A 13,878-nucleotide genomic window follows, 5' to 3' on the forward strand; every position below is an offset into this window, starting at 1 on the left:
CTGCCATGTTACGTACAATCAACTTCATGGGCGTTCGCAACTTTGCGTTCGGCGTCACATTGTTCCTTACGGTGCTGGCCTTGTTCAGCGTCTTCACCAAGGGCATGAACTGGGGCCTGGACTTCACCGGCGGTACGCTCATCGAGCTGACCTACGAGCGTCCGGCCGACGTCACCCAGGTGCGTGAGCAGCTGGTGAAATCGGGTTATCACGAAGCCATCGTGCAGAACTTCGGTGCAACCACTGACCTGCTGGTGCGTATGCCAGGTGAAGACCCGCAACTGGGTCACCAGGTGGCCGAGGCCTTGCAGAAGGTCGGCGGCGAGAACCCTGCAACGGTCAAGCGTGTCGAGTTCGTCGGCCCGCAGGTGGGTGAAGAGCTGCGCGACCAGGGCGGCCTCGGCATGCTGATGGCGCTGGGCGGCATCCTGATCTACCTGGCGTTCCGCTTTCAGTGGAAGTTTGCGGTCGGTGCGATCGTGTCCCTGATCCACGATGTGATCGTGACCATCGGTATCCTGTCGTTCTTCCAGATCACCTTCGATCTGACGGTGCTGGCGGCGGTACTGGCGATCATCGGTTACTCGCTCAACGACACCATTGTGGTATTCGACCGGGTTCGTGAGAACTTCCGGGTGCTGCGCAAGGCCAACCTGATCGAGAACATCAACATCTCGACCACGCAAACCCTGCTGCGGACCATGGCGACGTCGATCTCCACCTTGCTGGCGATTGCCGCTCTGCTGTTCTTCGGTGGTGACAACCTGTTCGGTTTCTCCATTGCCCTGTTCATCGGTGTTCTGGCGGGTACTTACTCGTCGATCTATATCGCGAACGTGGTGCTGATCTGGCTGAATCTGAGCACGGAAGACCTGATTCCTCCGGCCAATACCGAGAAGGAAGTTGACGACCGTCCTTGAAGGATTTTTCCTGAAGCGGTGTCATCCAAAAAGGCGCGAGTTGAACTCGCGCCTTTTTTTGTGCTCCAAGGCTGGGAGAAGCGCGGACACGTTCCGCATGTGATGGTCAGGAGGTTCATGTGAACAAGTCGATGCTGGTTGGTGCGGTACTGGGTGCTGTCGGTGTAACTGCCGGGGGTGCTGTGGCCACCTACAGCCTGGTTAAAAGCGGCCCGGAGTACGCACAAGTACTCGCCGTTGAGCCGGTCAAGACACAAATCAAGACTCCACGTGAAGTGTGCAAGGATGTAACTGTCACCCGGCAAGCGCCGGTGAAAGATCAACATCAGATCGCCGGTACGGTGGTCGGTGCGCTGGCAGGTGGTCTGCTGGGTAATCAGATTGGCGGCGGCAACGGCAAGAAAATCGCCACGGTTGCGGGCGCGGTCGGTGGTGGTTACGCCGGCAACAAGGTTCAGGAAGGCATGCAAGAGCGTGACACCTACACCACGACTCAGACCCGTTGTAATACGGTGAATGACATCAGTGACAAGGTAGTGGGTTACGACGTGCGGTATTCGCTGGATGGCAAGGAAGGCAAGGTGCGGATGGATCGTGATCCGGGGAACCAGATTCCTGTGGACAAGGAAGGCAAGTTGATCCTGTCTCAGAACGAGCCGGTTCAGTAAGTAGCTCAGCGTAAAAAGAAGCACCCTGCGGGGTGCTTTTTTGTGCCCAAAATTTATGGCTTACCACCAATCCCTGTAGGAGCCGGCTTGCCGGCGATGGCGGTGTAACAGTCGAGATAAATGCTGAATCTCAGATCGCTATCGCCAGCAAGCCGGCTCCTACAAGGGTAATTTTTTGTGCCCGCTATTTATGCAACAACACCCATCTCCGTAGGAGCCGGCTTGCTGGCGATAGCGTAGTAACAGTCAATAAATTCCAGGCATAAAAAAGCACCCCGAAGGGTGCTTTATTCTGTCGCGAAGCTTAGCGCTTCAGCGAGGCCGGCAGGTGCGGCTGGATGGCCGTCAATACTGCCTTGAAGCACTTGGTGTTACCGGCAACGATGTGGCCTTTTTCAAGGAAATCGTGACCACCGGTGAAGTCGCTCACCAGGCCGCCGGCTTCTTGAATCAGCAGGGCGCCTGCTGCCATGTCCCACTCGGACAGGCCTGACTCCCAGAAGGCGTCGAAACGGCCGGCAGCCACGTAGGCCAGGTCCAGGCTCGCCGAACCTGCGCGGCGGATGCCGGCGGTCTGGCCAACCAGGGCGCGGAACATGCCCAGGTAGTTGTCGAGGTTGTCCATCTGGTCGTCACGGAACGGGAAGCCTGTACCCAGCAGAGCGCCGTCGAGGCTGGTGCGACCGCTGACGCGCAGGCGACGACCGTTCAGTTGAGCGCCGCGACCACGGCTGGCGGTGAATTCTTCCTGGCGAACCGGGTCCAGAACAACGGCGTGCTCAAGACGACCGCGGTATTTGCAGGCGATGCTGACAGCGAAGTGAGGGATGCCGCGCAGGAAGTTGGTGGTGCCGTCCAGCGGGTCGATGATCCACAGGTACTCTTCGCCTTCGATGCCGGTGCCGGCGTGCAGGCCGGTCTCTTCACCACGGATCGAGTGATTCGGGTAAGCCTTGCGCAGGGCGTCGATGATTTTCTGTTCGGCGGCGCGATCCACCTCGGATACGTAATCCTTGGCGTCTTTTTCGTCGACCTTGATGGTATCCAGGCGCTCGATGGAGCGGAAGATCAATTCACTGGCGCTGCGGGCGGCGCGCAGCGCGATATTCAGCATGGGCTGCATGGATGTGTCACCTAAGGTTGTTAAAGAAAGCCGAGCATTCTATCAGAAAGTTTCTACAGGAGAAGGACGACGTTCGCTTTCATGGCTTAACGGTAGCGAGCGCTGTAAGATTCTGCTCCCGATTATTGTGTTCGAGAGCGCCTCCCTTGCTGCAAAACATTCGTGTCGTCCTGGTCAATACCAGCCATCCGGGCAATATCGGCGGGGCTGCGCGTGCCATGAAGAACATGGGCCTGTCGCGGCTGGTGCTGGTCGAGCCTCGTCTGTTCCCGCATCACGAGGCTGATGCCCGTGCCTCCGGTGCCGGTGACATCCTTGAAAACGCGCAAGTCGTCGCCACTTTGGAAGATGCCTTGGTCGGCTGCAATCTGGTGCTCGGCACCAGTGCCCGCGACCGCCGCATTCCCTGGCCGTTGCTCGATCCCCGCGAATGCGGCACGAAAGTGGTCGAGGAAGCCGGGCAGGGCGCGGAAATCGCTCTGGTGTTCGGTCGCGAAGACTCCGGCCTGACCAACGAAGAGCTGCAGCGATGTCATTATCACGTGCACATCCCATCAGACCCTGAGTTCAGCTCGCTGAACCTTGGGGCGGCGGTGCAGGTGTTGAGTTATGAAGTGCGCATGTCCTGGCTCGCGGCCCAAGGCCAGCCGAGCAAGGTCGAGAAGGAAGAAGTGGCCTCGGTCAAAAGCGCTGAGCTGGCGACCATGGACGAGCTGGAACGATTCTATGAGCACCTGGAGCAGACCCTGGTGGCCATCGAATTCCTCGATCCGGAAAAGCCGCGGCACTTGATGGCGCGCCTGCGCCGGTTGTACGGACGCAGCTCGGTCAGCCGGGCGGAAATGAATATATTGCGTGGCATCCTCACGGAAACCCAAAAAGCGGCCCGTGGTGAGCTTCTTAAGCGGAAGGATTAATGATGTTCGAGCGTTTGCGTGAAGATATCCAGAGCGTATTCCACCGAGACCCGGCGGCGCGTAACGCTTTTGAAGTACTGACCTGCTACCCCGGCATGCACGCCATCTGGATTCACCGTTTGTCGGCAATGCTGTGGCGCGCCGACCTGAAATGGCTGGCGCGGCTGGTGTCGAACTTCGGTCGCTGGTTGACCGGGATCGAGATCCATCCGGGGGCCAAGGTCGGTCGTCGTTTCTTCATTGACCATGGTATGGGTATCGTTATCGGTGAAACCGCCGAGATTGGCGATGACGTCACTATTTATCAGGGCGTGACCCTGGGCGGCACCAGCTGGAACAAAGGCAAGCGTCACCCGACCCTGGGTGATGGCGTCGTGGTCGGGGCGGGCGCGAAGGTGCTCGGTCCATTCACCGTCGGTGCCGGGGCCAAGGTCGGTTCCAATGCTGTCGTGACCAAGGAGGTGCCGCCGGGTGCCACGGTGGTGGGGATTCCGGGCCGGATCATCGTCAAGCCCGACGAAGAGCAGGACGCCAAGCGCAAGGCCATGGCTGAGAAGATCGGCTTCGATGCCTACGGCGTGACTGAGGACATGCCTGATCCGGTGGCTCGCGCCATCAATCAATTGCTCGATCACTTGCAGGCGGTCGATGGTCGTCTGGAGGGGATGTGTGGGGCGTTGAAGGATCTGGGTAGCAGTTATTGTGCGAAAGATCTGCCTGAGCTGCGCGAAGAAGACTTCGCCTGTGTGAAGGACAAGGATCAGAGTCAGGCCAGCTGACGTTTTGCGAGCGTGCCCCTCACTGTAGGAGCAAGCATGCTCGCGATGGACCTGAGAGCACTGCGGGGTGTCAGGCGCCCAGCGTTATCGTTGATGACCATCGCGAGCATGCTCGCTCCTACAGGGAATTGCTGGCCGTCCATAGTCGGCCTTTGCTATGATGCGCCCGCTCTTTTGCGGGTAATCCTGACTAAAGTACTAGGTCTTATAGTTGACTTAAATACTCGGGAATTGCATACTCGCCCCATTCCGAACTCCGTGGTAATTGTCCATGCGACTGACTACAAAAGGCCGATACGCCGTGACCGCCATGCTCGACCTGGCGTTGCACGCGCAGCACGGGCCCGTGTCCCTGGCCGATATCTCCGAGCGCCAAGGCATTTCCCTGTCCTACCTCGAGCAGCTTTTCGCCAAATTGCGCCGCAGCAATCTGGTGTCCAGCGTCCGTGGTCCAGGCGGCGGCTACCAGCTGTCACGCGACATGCAAGGTATCCAGGTCGCCCAGGTGATCGATGCAGTGAACGAATCGGTCGATGCAACCAAATGCCAGGGGCAGGGCGATTGCCACTCCGGTGACACTTGCCTGACTCACCACTTGTGGTGCGACCTGAGCCTGCAGATCCACGAATTTCTGAGCGGTATCAGCTTGGCTGACCTTGTGACTCGCCGTGAGGTGCAAGAAGTAGCCCAGCGTCAGGACCAACGCCGTTGCAACAGCAAGGCGCCACGCCTGGACAAGATTGAAGCGTCCGCCGTCGAATGACAGCCAGAGAGCTAGCGGCACGCCAGCCAGCCTGATTTAGGAGATAGTCCATGAAATTGCCGATTTACCTTGATTACTCTGCGACTACCCCGGTTGATCCGCGTGTCGCGCAAAAGATGAGTGAATGCCTGCTGGTCGACGGAAACTTCGGTAACCCGGCGTCCCGTTCCCACGTGTTCGGCTGGAAAGCTGAAGAGTCCGTTGAAAACGCCCGTCGTCAGGTCGCTGACCTGGTCAACGCCGACCCGCGTGAAATCGTCTGGACCTCCGGTGCCACCGAATCCGACAACCTGGCAATCAAGGGTGCGGCACATTTCTATGCCACCAAAGGCAAGCACCTGATCACCACCAAGATTGAGCACAAGGCTGTCCTCGACACCATGCGCCAGCTGGAACGTGAAGGCTTCGAAGTGACCTACATCGAGCCGCGTACCGATGGCCTGGTGACCCCGGAGATGATCGAAGCCGAACTGCGCGACGACACCATCCTGGTTTCGGTCATGCACGTGAACAACGAAATCGGCACCGTCAACGACATCGCTGCGATCGGCGAGCTGCTGCGTTCCAAGGGCATCCTGTTCCACGTCGACGCCGCTCAGTCCACCGGCAAGGTCGAGATCGACCTTTCGAAGTTGAAAGTCGACATGATGTCCTTCTCTGCCCACAAGACCTACGGTCCTAAAGGCATCGGCGCCCTGTACGTCAGCCGCAAGCCGCGCGTACGTATCGAAGCGACCATGCACGGCGGCGGTCACGAGCGCGGCATGCGTTCCGGCACTCTGGCTACTCACCAGATCGTCGGCATGGGCGAAGCGTTCCGTGTCGCCAAGGAAGACATGGCTGCCGAGAACGTACGCATCAAGGCGTTGAGCGACCGTTTCTACAAGCAGGTCGAGCACCTGGAAGAGCTGTACGTCAACGGCAGCCTGACCGCCCGCGTTCCGCACAACCTGAACCTGAGCTTCAACTACGTTGAAGGCGAGTCGCTGATCATGGCGCTCAAGGATCTGGCGGTTTCGTCCGGTTCGGCCTGCACCTCGGCGTCCCTGGAGCCTTCGTACGTACTGCGCGCCCTGGGCCGCAACGACGAACTGGCACACAGCTCGATCCGCTTCACCTTTGGTCGTTTCACCACCGAAGAAGAAATCGATTACGCCGCGCAGAAAGTCTGCGAGGCCGTTACCAAGCTGCGCGCTCTGTCGCCGCTGTGGGACATGTACAAAGACGGCGTCGATATCTCGAAGATCGAGTGGGCGGCACACTAAATAATAGAAGCCGCCGGATACAGGTCCTGTAGCAGCGCGGCGATACACGCAGCGCAACTACAGGGTCTCAAGAGCGGCCCTGATGAGTGAGGATTGAGAATCATGGCTTACAGCGAAAAGGTCATCGACCACTACGAAAACCCGCGTAACGTCGGCAAGATGGACGCGGAAGATCCTGATGTCGGCACCGGCATGGTCGGCGCTCCGGCGTGCGGCGACGTGATGCGCCTGCAGATCAAGGTCAACGACGCCGGCATCATCGAAGATGCCAAGTTCAAGACCTACGGCTGCGGTTCGGCTATCGCTTCCAGCTCCCTCGCCACCGAGTGGATGAAGGGCAAGACCCTGGACGAAGCTGAAACCATCAAGAACACTCAGCTGGCTGAAGAACTGGCCTTGCCGCCAGTGAAAATTCACTGCTCGGTACTCGCTGAAGACGCCATCAAGGCGGCTGTTCGCGATTACAAGCAGAAGAAAGGCTTGATCTGATTTTCGAGTTTTGGCGACGAGTAAGGAGTCACCGATGGCTATCAGCATGACAGAAGCGGCTGCTCGACACGTGCGGCGCTCCCTCGACGGGCGCGGCAAAGGTGAAGGGATTCGTCTGGGTGTTCGCACCACAGGCTGTTCCGGCCTTGCCTACGTGCTGGAGTTTGTCGACGAGGTGGTTGCAGAGGACCAGGTGTTCGAGAGTCACGGCGAAAAAGTGATCATCGACCCGAAGAGCCTGGCCTACCTGGACGGCACCGAGCTCGATTTCGTCAAGGAAGGGTTGAACGAAGGCTTCAAGTTCAACAACCCCAACGTACGCGGTGAATGTGGCTGCGGCGAAAGCTTCAACATCTGAGGCTTGTCGTGGGTACTCCTTGTCATTTCGCTTTATTTGAGCTGCAACCGAGTTTCGATCTGGACCTCGACCAGCTGGCTACGCGCTACCGTGAGTTGGCGCGCAGTGTTCATCCGGACCGCTTTGCCGACGCTTCCGAGCGTGAGCAGCGGCTGGCGCTAGAGCAATCCGCGAGCCTCAACGAGGCCTACCAGACGCTCAAGAACCCACCCAAGCGTGCGCGTTACCTGCTCGCCTTGAATGGTGGCGAGCTGCCGCTGGAGGTCACGGTGCATGATCCGGAGTTTCTTCTGCAACAGATGGAGTTGCGTGAAGAGCTCGAAGACCTGCAGGACAGCGCCGACCTCAAGGGCGTTGCTGTCTTCAAGCGTCGCCTGAAGGCTGCCCAGGATGAACTGAACCAAAGCTTCGCAGCTTGCTGGAACGATGCCGTGCAACGCGAAAAGGCCGAACGCCTGATGCGACGCATGCAGTTCCTCGACAAGCTCACCTACGAAGTGCGCCAGTTAGAAGAGCGCCTCGACGATTAACCCAGTGCCGCTCCGGTCGCACGCCTGATATACAGATAAGTCCTGATAACGATGGCCCTACTGCAGATCGCCGAACCCGGCCAAAGTCCTCAACCGCACCAGCGTCGCCTGGCTGTGGGGATCGACTTGGGCACTACCAATTCGCTGGTCGCTGCATTGCGCAGTGGTCTTTCCGAGCCGCTTGCCGACGCAGAAGGGCGGGTCATCCTGCCGTCTGCCGTGCGCTATCACGCTGATCGCGTCGAAGTTGGCGAATCCGCCAAACTGGCAGCCGCTACCGATCCCTTGAACACCGTGCTGTCGGTCAAGCGCTTGATGGGTCGTGGTCTGTCCGACGTCAAGCAGCTGGGTGATCAGTTGCCGTACCGCTTTGTCGGTGGCGAGTCGCACATGCCGTTCATCGAGACGATCCAGGGCCCGAAAAGCCCGGTCGAAGTCTCCGCCGATATCCTCAAGGTCCTGCGCCAGCGCGCTGAAGCAACCTTGGGTGGCGAATTGGTCGGCGCAGTGATCACGGTTCCGGCCTATTTCGACGACGCTCAGCGTCAAGCCACCAAGGATGCGGCCAAGCTGGCCGGTCTGAACGTGCTGCGTTTGCTCAATGAGCCGACCGCAGCCGCTGTGGCTTATGGTCTGGATCAACACGCGGAAGGCCTGGTCGCGATTTACGACCTGGGTGGCGGTACTTTCGATATTTCGATTCTGCGCCTGACCGGCGGTGTCTTCGAGGTTTTGGCTACCGGCGGCGACAGTGCCCTGGGCGGCGATGACTTCGACCACGCCATTGCTGGCTGGATCATCGAGAGCGCGGGTCTGTCCGCCGATCTCGATCCGGGTGCGCAGCGTCAACTGCTGCAAACCGCCTGTGCGGCCAAGGAAGCGCTGACCAATGCCCCGTCGGTCGAAGTGGCCCACGGCGACTGGAAAGCCGAGCTGACCCGCGAAGCCTTCGGTGCGTTGATCGAGCCGATGGTCGCGCGCAGCCTGAAAGCCTGCCGTCGCGCTGTTCGCGATTCCGGCGTCGAGCTGGAAGACGTGCATGCGGTCGTCATGGTGGGCGGTTCGACCCGCGTGCCGCGTGTTCGCGAAGCCGTGGCAGAAGCCTTCGGTCGTCAGCCGCTGACTGAAATCGACCCGGATCAAGTAGTGGCCATCGGTGCCGCGATCCAGGCCGATACCCTGGCCGGCAACAAGCGCGACGGCGATGAACTGCTGCTGCTGGACGTGATTCCGTTGTCCCTGGGCCTGGAAACCATGGGCGGCCTGATGGAGAAGGTGATTCCGCGCAACACCACCATCCCCGTCGCCCGCGCCCAGGACTTCACTACTTATAAAGACGGCCAGTCGGCCATGGCGATCCATGTGTTGCAGGGCGAGCGCGAGCTGATCAGCGACTGCCGCTCGCTGGCGCGCTTCGAGCTGCGCGGCATTCCGGCGATGGTGGCGGGCGCGGCGAAGATTCGCGTGACGTTCCAGGTCGATGCCGATGGTCTGCTCAGTGTTTCCGCCCGCGAACTCGGTTCGGGCGTTGAGGCAAGCATTCAAGTCAAACCGTCCTATGGTCTGACCGACGGCGAAATCGCCAAAATGCTCAAGGATTCGTTCCAGCACGCCAATGACGACAAGGTTGCTCGTGTATTGCGTGAGCAGCAGGTCGACGCCCAGCGCTTGATCGAAGCGGTGCAGGCGGCTCTGGAGGTCGACGGCGAGCGCTTGCTCGACGCCGAAGAGCGACTGGTCATCGACATGCAGGTGCAGGAACTGACCGAACTGATGAAAGGTACCGATGGTTACGCCATCGAGCAGCAGACCAAGCGTCTGTCGCAAGTGACCGATGCTTTTGCTGCCCGCCGTATGGATTTGACGGTGAAAGCCGCTCTGTCGGGGCGCAACCTGAATGAAATCGAGGATATCTGATGCCGCAGGTCATTTTTCTGCCACACGAAAAATTTTGCCCTGAGGGCATGGTCGTGGAGGCTGAGACGGGTATTTCCATCCTCGAGCTGGCCCACGAGCACCACATCGAGATGGAAAGTGCCTGTGGCGGCGTCTGTGCCTGCACCACTTGCCACTGCATCATTCGCGAGGGTTTCGACTCGCTGGAAGAGGCTGACGAGCTGGAAGAGGACTACCTTGATAAGGCTTGGGGTCTTGAGCGTGAGTCCCGTCTGGGCTGCCAGGCCAAGGTCGGTACCGAAGACCTGACCGTCGAGATTCCAAAGTACTCGCTCAACCACGCAGCCGAAGCACCGCACTGATTCAAGGAATTGTCATGAAACTCAAGTGGACTGATGTGCTGGAAATCGCGATCCAGCTGGCTGATAGCAAGCCCGACGTGGACCCTATGTCGGTCAACTTCGTCGATCTGCGCAAATGGGTGATGGAACTGCCCGAGTTCGACGACTTGCCTGAGCATTGTGGCGAAAAGATCCTGGAGGCCATTCAGGCCCACTGGATCGAAGAACGCGAGTAGGAGCTGACTCGCGAAGCGAGGCTGCGATCTTTTCCATCCACTTGAATTTCAAGCGCAGGATCGGGATCAAAGGATCGCAGCCTCCGGCAGCTCCTACAGACGTCGCGCCCGTCACTCAGTTAGGCAATACCCGAGAACCCGCGTATAATTCGCGGGTTTAATTTTTCGTAAATTACCGTTTCTGGAGTTACACCATGGCTGTTCAACGTACTTTCTCCATCATCAAGCCTGACGCTGTTGCAAAAAACGTTATCGGCGAGATCACCACTCGTTTCGAAAAAGCTGGCCTGCGCGTTGTAGCTTCGAAGCTGAAGCAACTGTCCAAAGCTGAAGCTGAAGGCTTCTACGCTGAGCACAGCGCTCGTGGTTTCTTCGGCGACCTGGTTGCTTTCATGATCTCCGGTCCGGTTGTCGTTCAGGTTCTGGAAGGCGAAAACGCTATCGCTCTGAACCGTGAGCTGATGGGCGCTACCAACCCTAAAGAAGCTGCTGCCGGCACCATCCGTGCTGACTTCGCTGACTCCATCGACGCCAACGCTGTACACGGTTCGGACTCCGAAGCCGCTGCCGCTCGCGAAATCTCGTACTTCTTCGCAGCTACTGAAGTAACCACTCGCTAAGCATTGGCTTAAGAGTGAAGGTGAATCCATGACTACATCGACTGTAAAAACTAACCTGCTGGGTCTGACTCAGCTGGAAATGGAAAAATTCTTCGACTCAATCGGGGAGAAGCGTTTCCGTGCCGGTCAGGTAATGAAATGGATTCACCACTTTGGTGTCGATGATTTCGACGCCATGACGAACGTCAGCAAGGTCTTGCGCGAAAAGCTCAAGGCTGTTGCTGAGGTCCGTGGTCCGGAAGTGGTCAGCGAGGACATCTCCAGCGACGGCACCCGCAAATGGGTGGTGCGCGTGGCGTCCGGCAGCTGCGTCGAGACCGTGTACATTCCCCAGGGCAAGCGCGGCACCTTGTGCGTTTCGTCCCAGGCAGGCTGTGCCCTGGATTGCAGTTTCTGCTCCACCGGCAAGCAAGGCTTCAACAGCAACCTCACCGCCGCCGAAGTCATCGGCCAGGTGTGGATTGCCAACAAATCCTTTGGCAGCGTCCCGGCAACCGTCGACCGTGCCATCACCAATGTGGTGATGATGGGCATGGGTGAGCCGCTGCTGAACTTCGACAACGTCGTCGCGGCCATGCATTTGATGATGGACGACCTGGGCTACGGCATTTCCAAGCGCCGTGTGACCCTGTCGACTTCCGGCGTGGTGCCGATGATCGATGAGCTCTCCAAGCACATCGACGTCTCCCTGGCGTTGTCCCTGCACGCACCGAATGACGCATTGCGTAACCAATTGGTGCCGATCAACAAGAAGTATCCGCTTAAGATGCTGCTCGAGTCGTGCCAGCGCTACATGTCGTCCCTGGGCGAGAAGCGCGTGCTGACCATCGAGTACACCTTGCTTAAAGACGTGAACGACAAGGTCGAGCACGCGGTGGAAATGATCGAGCTGCTCAAGAACATCCCGTGCAAGATCAACCTGATCCCGTTCAACCCGTTCCCGCATTCCGGTTACGAGCGTCCGAGCAATAATGCGATTCGTCGTTTTCAGGATCAGCTACACCATGCAGGTTTCAACGTCACTGTCCGCACCACCCGTGGTGAAGACATCGACGCGGCATGTGGTCAACTGGTAGGGCAGGTGCTGGATCGCACCCGTCGCAGCGAACGTTATATCGCCGTGCGTGAATTGAACGCCGAAAACGATATGGCCCAAGACGCCGCGAACAAGTAATCAAGAGAGGATCTCTATGTCCCTGCGCTTTGCGCTGCTTTTGCTGTTGGCCAGCCTGTGTGCTGGCTGCGTGCTTTCGGGCGATTACAACCCGATGAAGACCAGCAAGGGCCGTGATGAAGCGCGTGAGGCCTATGTGCAGTTGGGCATCGGTTACTTGCAACAGGGCATGACCGAGCGTGCAAAAGTACCCTTGAAGAAGGCGCTGGATCTGGACGATGCAGACCCGGACGCCAACGCGGCGCTGGGGCTGGTGTTTCAGGCCGAGATGGAATCTGCACTTGCCGACCAGCATTTTCGCAAGGCGCTGTCTTCCCGTCCCTCCGATGCGCGAATCCTCAACAACTACGGCAGTTTTCTGTACGAGCAAAAGCGTTACAAGGAAGCCTACGAGCGCTTTGAACAAGCCGCTGCCGATACCCTGTATCCTGAGCGTTCGCGGGTATTTGAGAATCTGGGCATGACGGCGGCGATGCTGGGGCAGCGTGAATTGGCCCAGCAACAGCTGGAAAAAGCCCTGCGTTTGAATCGGCAACAACCACGTGCATTGCTGGAAATGGCTGAGTTGTCTTACGAAGACAGGCATTATGTGCCCGCGCGTGATTATTACGACCGTTTTAGCCAGCTCACCGAGCAAAATGCACGTAGTCTATTGCTCGGCATTCGGCTGGCAAAAGTGTTTGAAGATCGCGACAAGGCCGCCAGTCAAGGCCTGCAACTAAAAAGACTCTATCCCGGTACCCCGGAATATCAGCAATACCTGTCGGAGCAATGATGAAAGCGGCGCATCCCGAAGTTGTAGCAGCGAATCGCGTAAACCCCGGTGAGACTTTGCGCCAGGCCCGCGAGAGCAATGGCTGGTCGCTGGCCGAAGTGGCCCTCAAGCTCAACCTCACCACTACTTCCCTGAGCAATCTGGAAGCCGGCGCTTTCGACAAGCTGCCTGGGCATACCTTCGCGCGTGGCTATATTCGCGCTTATGCCAAATTGCTCGGCATGGATCAGGCCGTTCTGGTCCAGCAATTCGATCAATCCACCGGCACCGACTCCCAGGGCAGCAATGTTCACAGCCTGGGTCGTATTGAAGAGCCTGTGCGGGTTTCCCACACCATTTTGCGAATCGTCAGCCTGCTGTTGCTGGTCGCGGTCATCGGTGGCGGTTTCGTCTGGTGGCAGGATCAGACCTCGATGCGTACCAAGGACCTGATCGGTCTGACTCCCGAGCACGTTGAAGTCGAAGGTGCCGACGGTACGACACAGATTCATCCGCTGGACGAGCCGGAAGACCAGGCTGTCGCGCAAGGTCAGGCGGAAGGCGAGACAGCCCTGGCCCTGCCACAGGCCGAGACCTTGGACGAAGCCCCGGTTGAAACCCCGGCAGTCGCACCCGTTGCGCCTACGGCTCCAGCACCTGTTGCACCTGCGCATAGCACTGCGCCAGTACCAGTTGCTGCGGCAACTCCAGCCCCGGCAGTTCCTGCGGTACCGGCCCCTGTTGTGACGGCTCCTGTTGCGCCGAGCGCCCCCGCTCCTGTTGCGACTGCTCCGGTTGCCGGTCAGGGTCAGGTTCAAATTCAGTACACCACCGATTGCTGGACGCAGGTGGCCGACGGCAGCGGTAAAGTGCTGTTCAGTGGTCTCAAGCGTAAAGGCGAAAACGTTTCCGTCAGCGGCAAACCGCCGTTTGCTGTGCGTCTGGGTTATGCCCGTGGCGCACAGGTCAGTTACAACGGCAAGGCGGTTGATGTTGCTCCGTTCACCAGTGGCGAGACTGCTCGCCTGAAGTTGGGTCAATAAGT

Annotated in this window: 17 protein-coding genes; 16 read left to right on the plus strand and 1 reads right to left on the minus strand. The window is 58.7% G+C overall.

From position 1 onward, the window contains the following. The first annotated feature begins 5 nt into the window (after positions 1 to 5). Both secF and QMK58_RS05390 read left to right on the plus strand, forming a co-directional pair. Positions 6 to 920, plus strand: a complete 915-nt coding sequence (gene secF, locus QMK58_RS05385; protein WP_053162341.1) for a protein translocase subunit SecF — start codon at positions 6 to 8, stop codon at positions 918 to 920. A 119-nt stretch (positions 921 to 1,039) separates the two neighbouring features. Further along, positions 1,040 to 1,588, plus strand: a complete 549-nt coding sequence (locus QMK58_RS05390) for a glycine zipper 2TM domain-containing protein (protein ID WP_320395972.1) — start codon at positions 1,040 to 1,042, stop codon at positions 1,586 to 1,588. Between the two features lie 304 nt (positions 1,589 to 1,892). Here the strand turns inward: QMK58_RS05390 and suhB are convergent, their stop codons facing one another. Then, entirely contained in the window at positions 1,893 to 2,711 is an 819-nt protein-coding gene (gene suhB, locus QMK58_RS05395; RefSeq protein ID WP_016984379.1) for an inositol-phosphate phosphatase, read from the minus strand. A 146-nt stretch (positions 2,712 to 2,857) separates the two neighbouring features. Here suhB and trmJ point away from each other — a divergent pair, with 146 nt between their 5' ends. The 14 genes from trmJ (at position 2,858) to QMK58_RS05465 (ending at position 13,876) form a co-directional block, all read left to right on the plus strand. Next, entirely contained in the window at positions 2,858 to 3,628 is a 771-nt protein-coding gene (gene trmJ, locus QMK58_RS05400; protein ID WP_008025492.1) for a tRNA (cytosine(32)/uridine(32)-2'-O)-methyltransferase TrmJ, read from the plus strand. 2 nt (positions 3,629 to 3,630) lie between these two features. Beyond that, positions 3,631 to 4,407, plus strand: coding sequence for a serine O-acetyltransferase (gene cysE / locus QMK58_RS05405; RefSeq protein WP_053162336.1), 777 nt, complete (start codon positions 3,631 to 3,633; stop codon positions 4,405 to 4,407). Between the two features lie 271 nt (positions 4,408 to 4,678). After that, positions 4,679 to 5,170, plus strand: a complete 492-nt coding sequence (gene iscR, locus QMK58_RS05410) for a Fe-S cluster assembly transcriptional regulator IscR (RefSeq protein WP_003227911.1) — start codon at positions 4,679 to 4,681, stop codon at positions 5,168 to 5,170. Between the two features lie 50 nt (positions 5,171 to 5,220). Then, positions 5,221 to 6,435 (plus strand): IscS subfamily cysteine desulfurase, encoded by a 1,215-nt coding sequence (locus QMK58_RS05415; RefSeq protein ID WP_053162334.1) that lies wholly within the window; start codon positions 5,221 to 5,223, stop codon positions 6,433 to 6,435. A 102-nt stretch (positions 6,436 to 6,537) separates the two neighbouring features. Then, positions 6,538 to 6,924 (plus strand): Fe-S cluster assembly scaffold IscU, encoded by a 387-nt coding sequence (gene iscU / locus QMK58_RS05420; protein WP_007974006.1) that lies wholly within the window; start codon positions 6,538 to 6,540, stop codon positions 6,922 to 6,924. Between the two features lie 34 nt (positions 6,925 to 6,958). Beyond that, a complete protein-coding gene (gene iscA / locus QMK58_RS05425) occupies positions 6,959 to 7,282 on the plus strand; it encodes an iron-sulfur cluster assembly protein IscA (protein ID WP_003227904.1) in 324 nt (107 codons plus the stop codon). A gap of 8 nt (positions 7,283 to 7,290) precedes the next feature. Beyond that, complete coding sequence (gene hscB, locus QMK58_RS05430; RefSeq protein ID WP_053162331.1) at positions 7,291 to 7,812, plus strand: co-chaperone HscB; 522 nt, start codon at positions 7,291 to 7,293, stop codon at positions 7,810 to 7,812. 51 nt (positions 7,813 to 7,863) lie between these two features. Beyond that, positions 7,864 to 9,729 carry a Fe-S protein assembly chaperone HscA gene (gene hscA, locus QMK58_RS05435; protein WP_320395973.1) on the plus strand — a complete coding sequence of 622 codons (1,866 nt, stop codon included), beginning with the start codon at positions 7,864 to 7,866 and terminating at the stop codon, positions 9,727 to 9,729. Then, positions 9,729 to 10,070 carry an ISC system 2Fe-2S type ferredoxin gene (fdx, locus tag QMK58_RS05440; protein ID WP_007998670.1) on the plus strand — a complete coding sequence of 114 codons (342 nt, stop codon included), beginning with the start codon at positions 9,729 to 9,731 and terminating at the stop codon, positions 10,068 to 10,070. Before hscA ends, fdx begins: the two co-directional genes overlap by 1 nt. 14 nt (positions 10,071 to 10,084) lie before the next feature. Continuing rightward, positions 10,085 to 10,285, plus strand: coding sequence for a Fe-S cluster assembly protein IscX (gene iscX, locus QMK58_RS05445; RefSeq protein ID WP_053162327.1), 201 nt, complete (start codon positions 10,085 to 10,087; stop codon positions 10,283 to 10,285). A 194-nt stretch (positions 10,286 to 10,479) separates the two neighbouring features. Beyond that, entirely contained in the window at positions 10,480 to 10,905 is a 426-nt protein-coding gene (gene ndk, locus QMK58_RS05450; protein WP_007916882.1) for a nucleoside-diphosphate kinase, read from the plus strand. 28 nt (positions 10,906 to 10,933) lie between these two features. Continuing rightward, positions 10,934 to 12,079: a 23S rRNA (adenine(2503)-C(2))-methyltransferase RlmN gene (gene rlmN / locus QMK58_RS05455; protein WP_320395974.1), complete on the plus strand. Its 1,146-nt coding sequence runs from the start codon at positions 10,934 to 10,936 to the stop codon at positions 12,077 to 12,079. A gap of 16 nt (positions 12,080 to 12,095) precedes the next feature. Further along, a complete protein-coding gene (gene pilW / locus QMK58_RS05460) occupies positions 12,096 to 12,854 on the plus strand; it encodes a type IV pilus biogenesis/stability protein PilW (RefSeq protein ID WP_320395975.1) in 759 nt (252 codons plus the stop codon). Next, the gene (locus tag QMK58_RS05465) at positions 12,854 to 13,876 is read left to right on the plus strand and encodes a RodZ domain-containing protein (RefSeq protein WP_053162322.1); all 1,023 of its coding nucleotides are present in this window, start codon (positions 12,854 to 12,856) and stop codon (positions 13,874 to 13,876) included. Before pilW ends, QMK58_RS05465 begins: the two co-directional genes overlap by 1 nt. Positions 13,877 to 13,878: the final 2 nt, after the last annotated feature.

Source organism: Pseudomonas sp. P8_241 (genome assembly GCF_034008315.1).
GTDB lineage: Bacteria > Pseudomonadota > Gammaproteobacteria > Pseudomonadales > Pseudomonadaceae > Aquipseudomonas.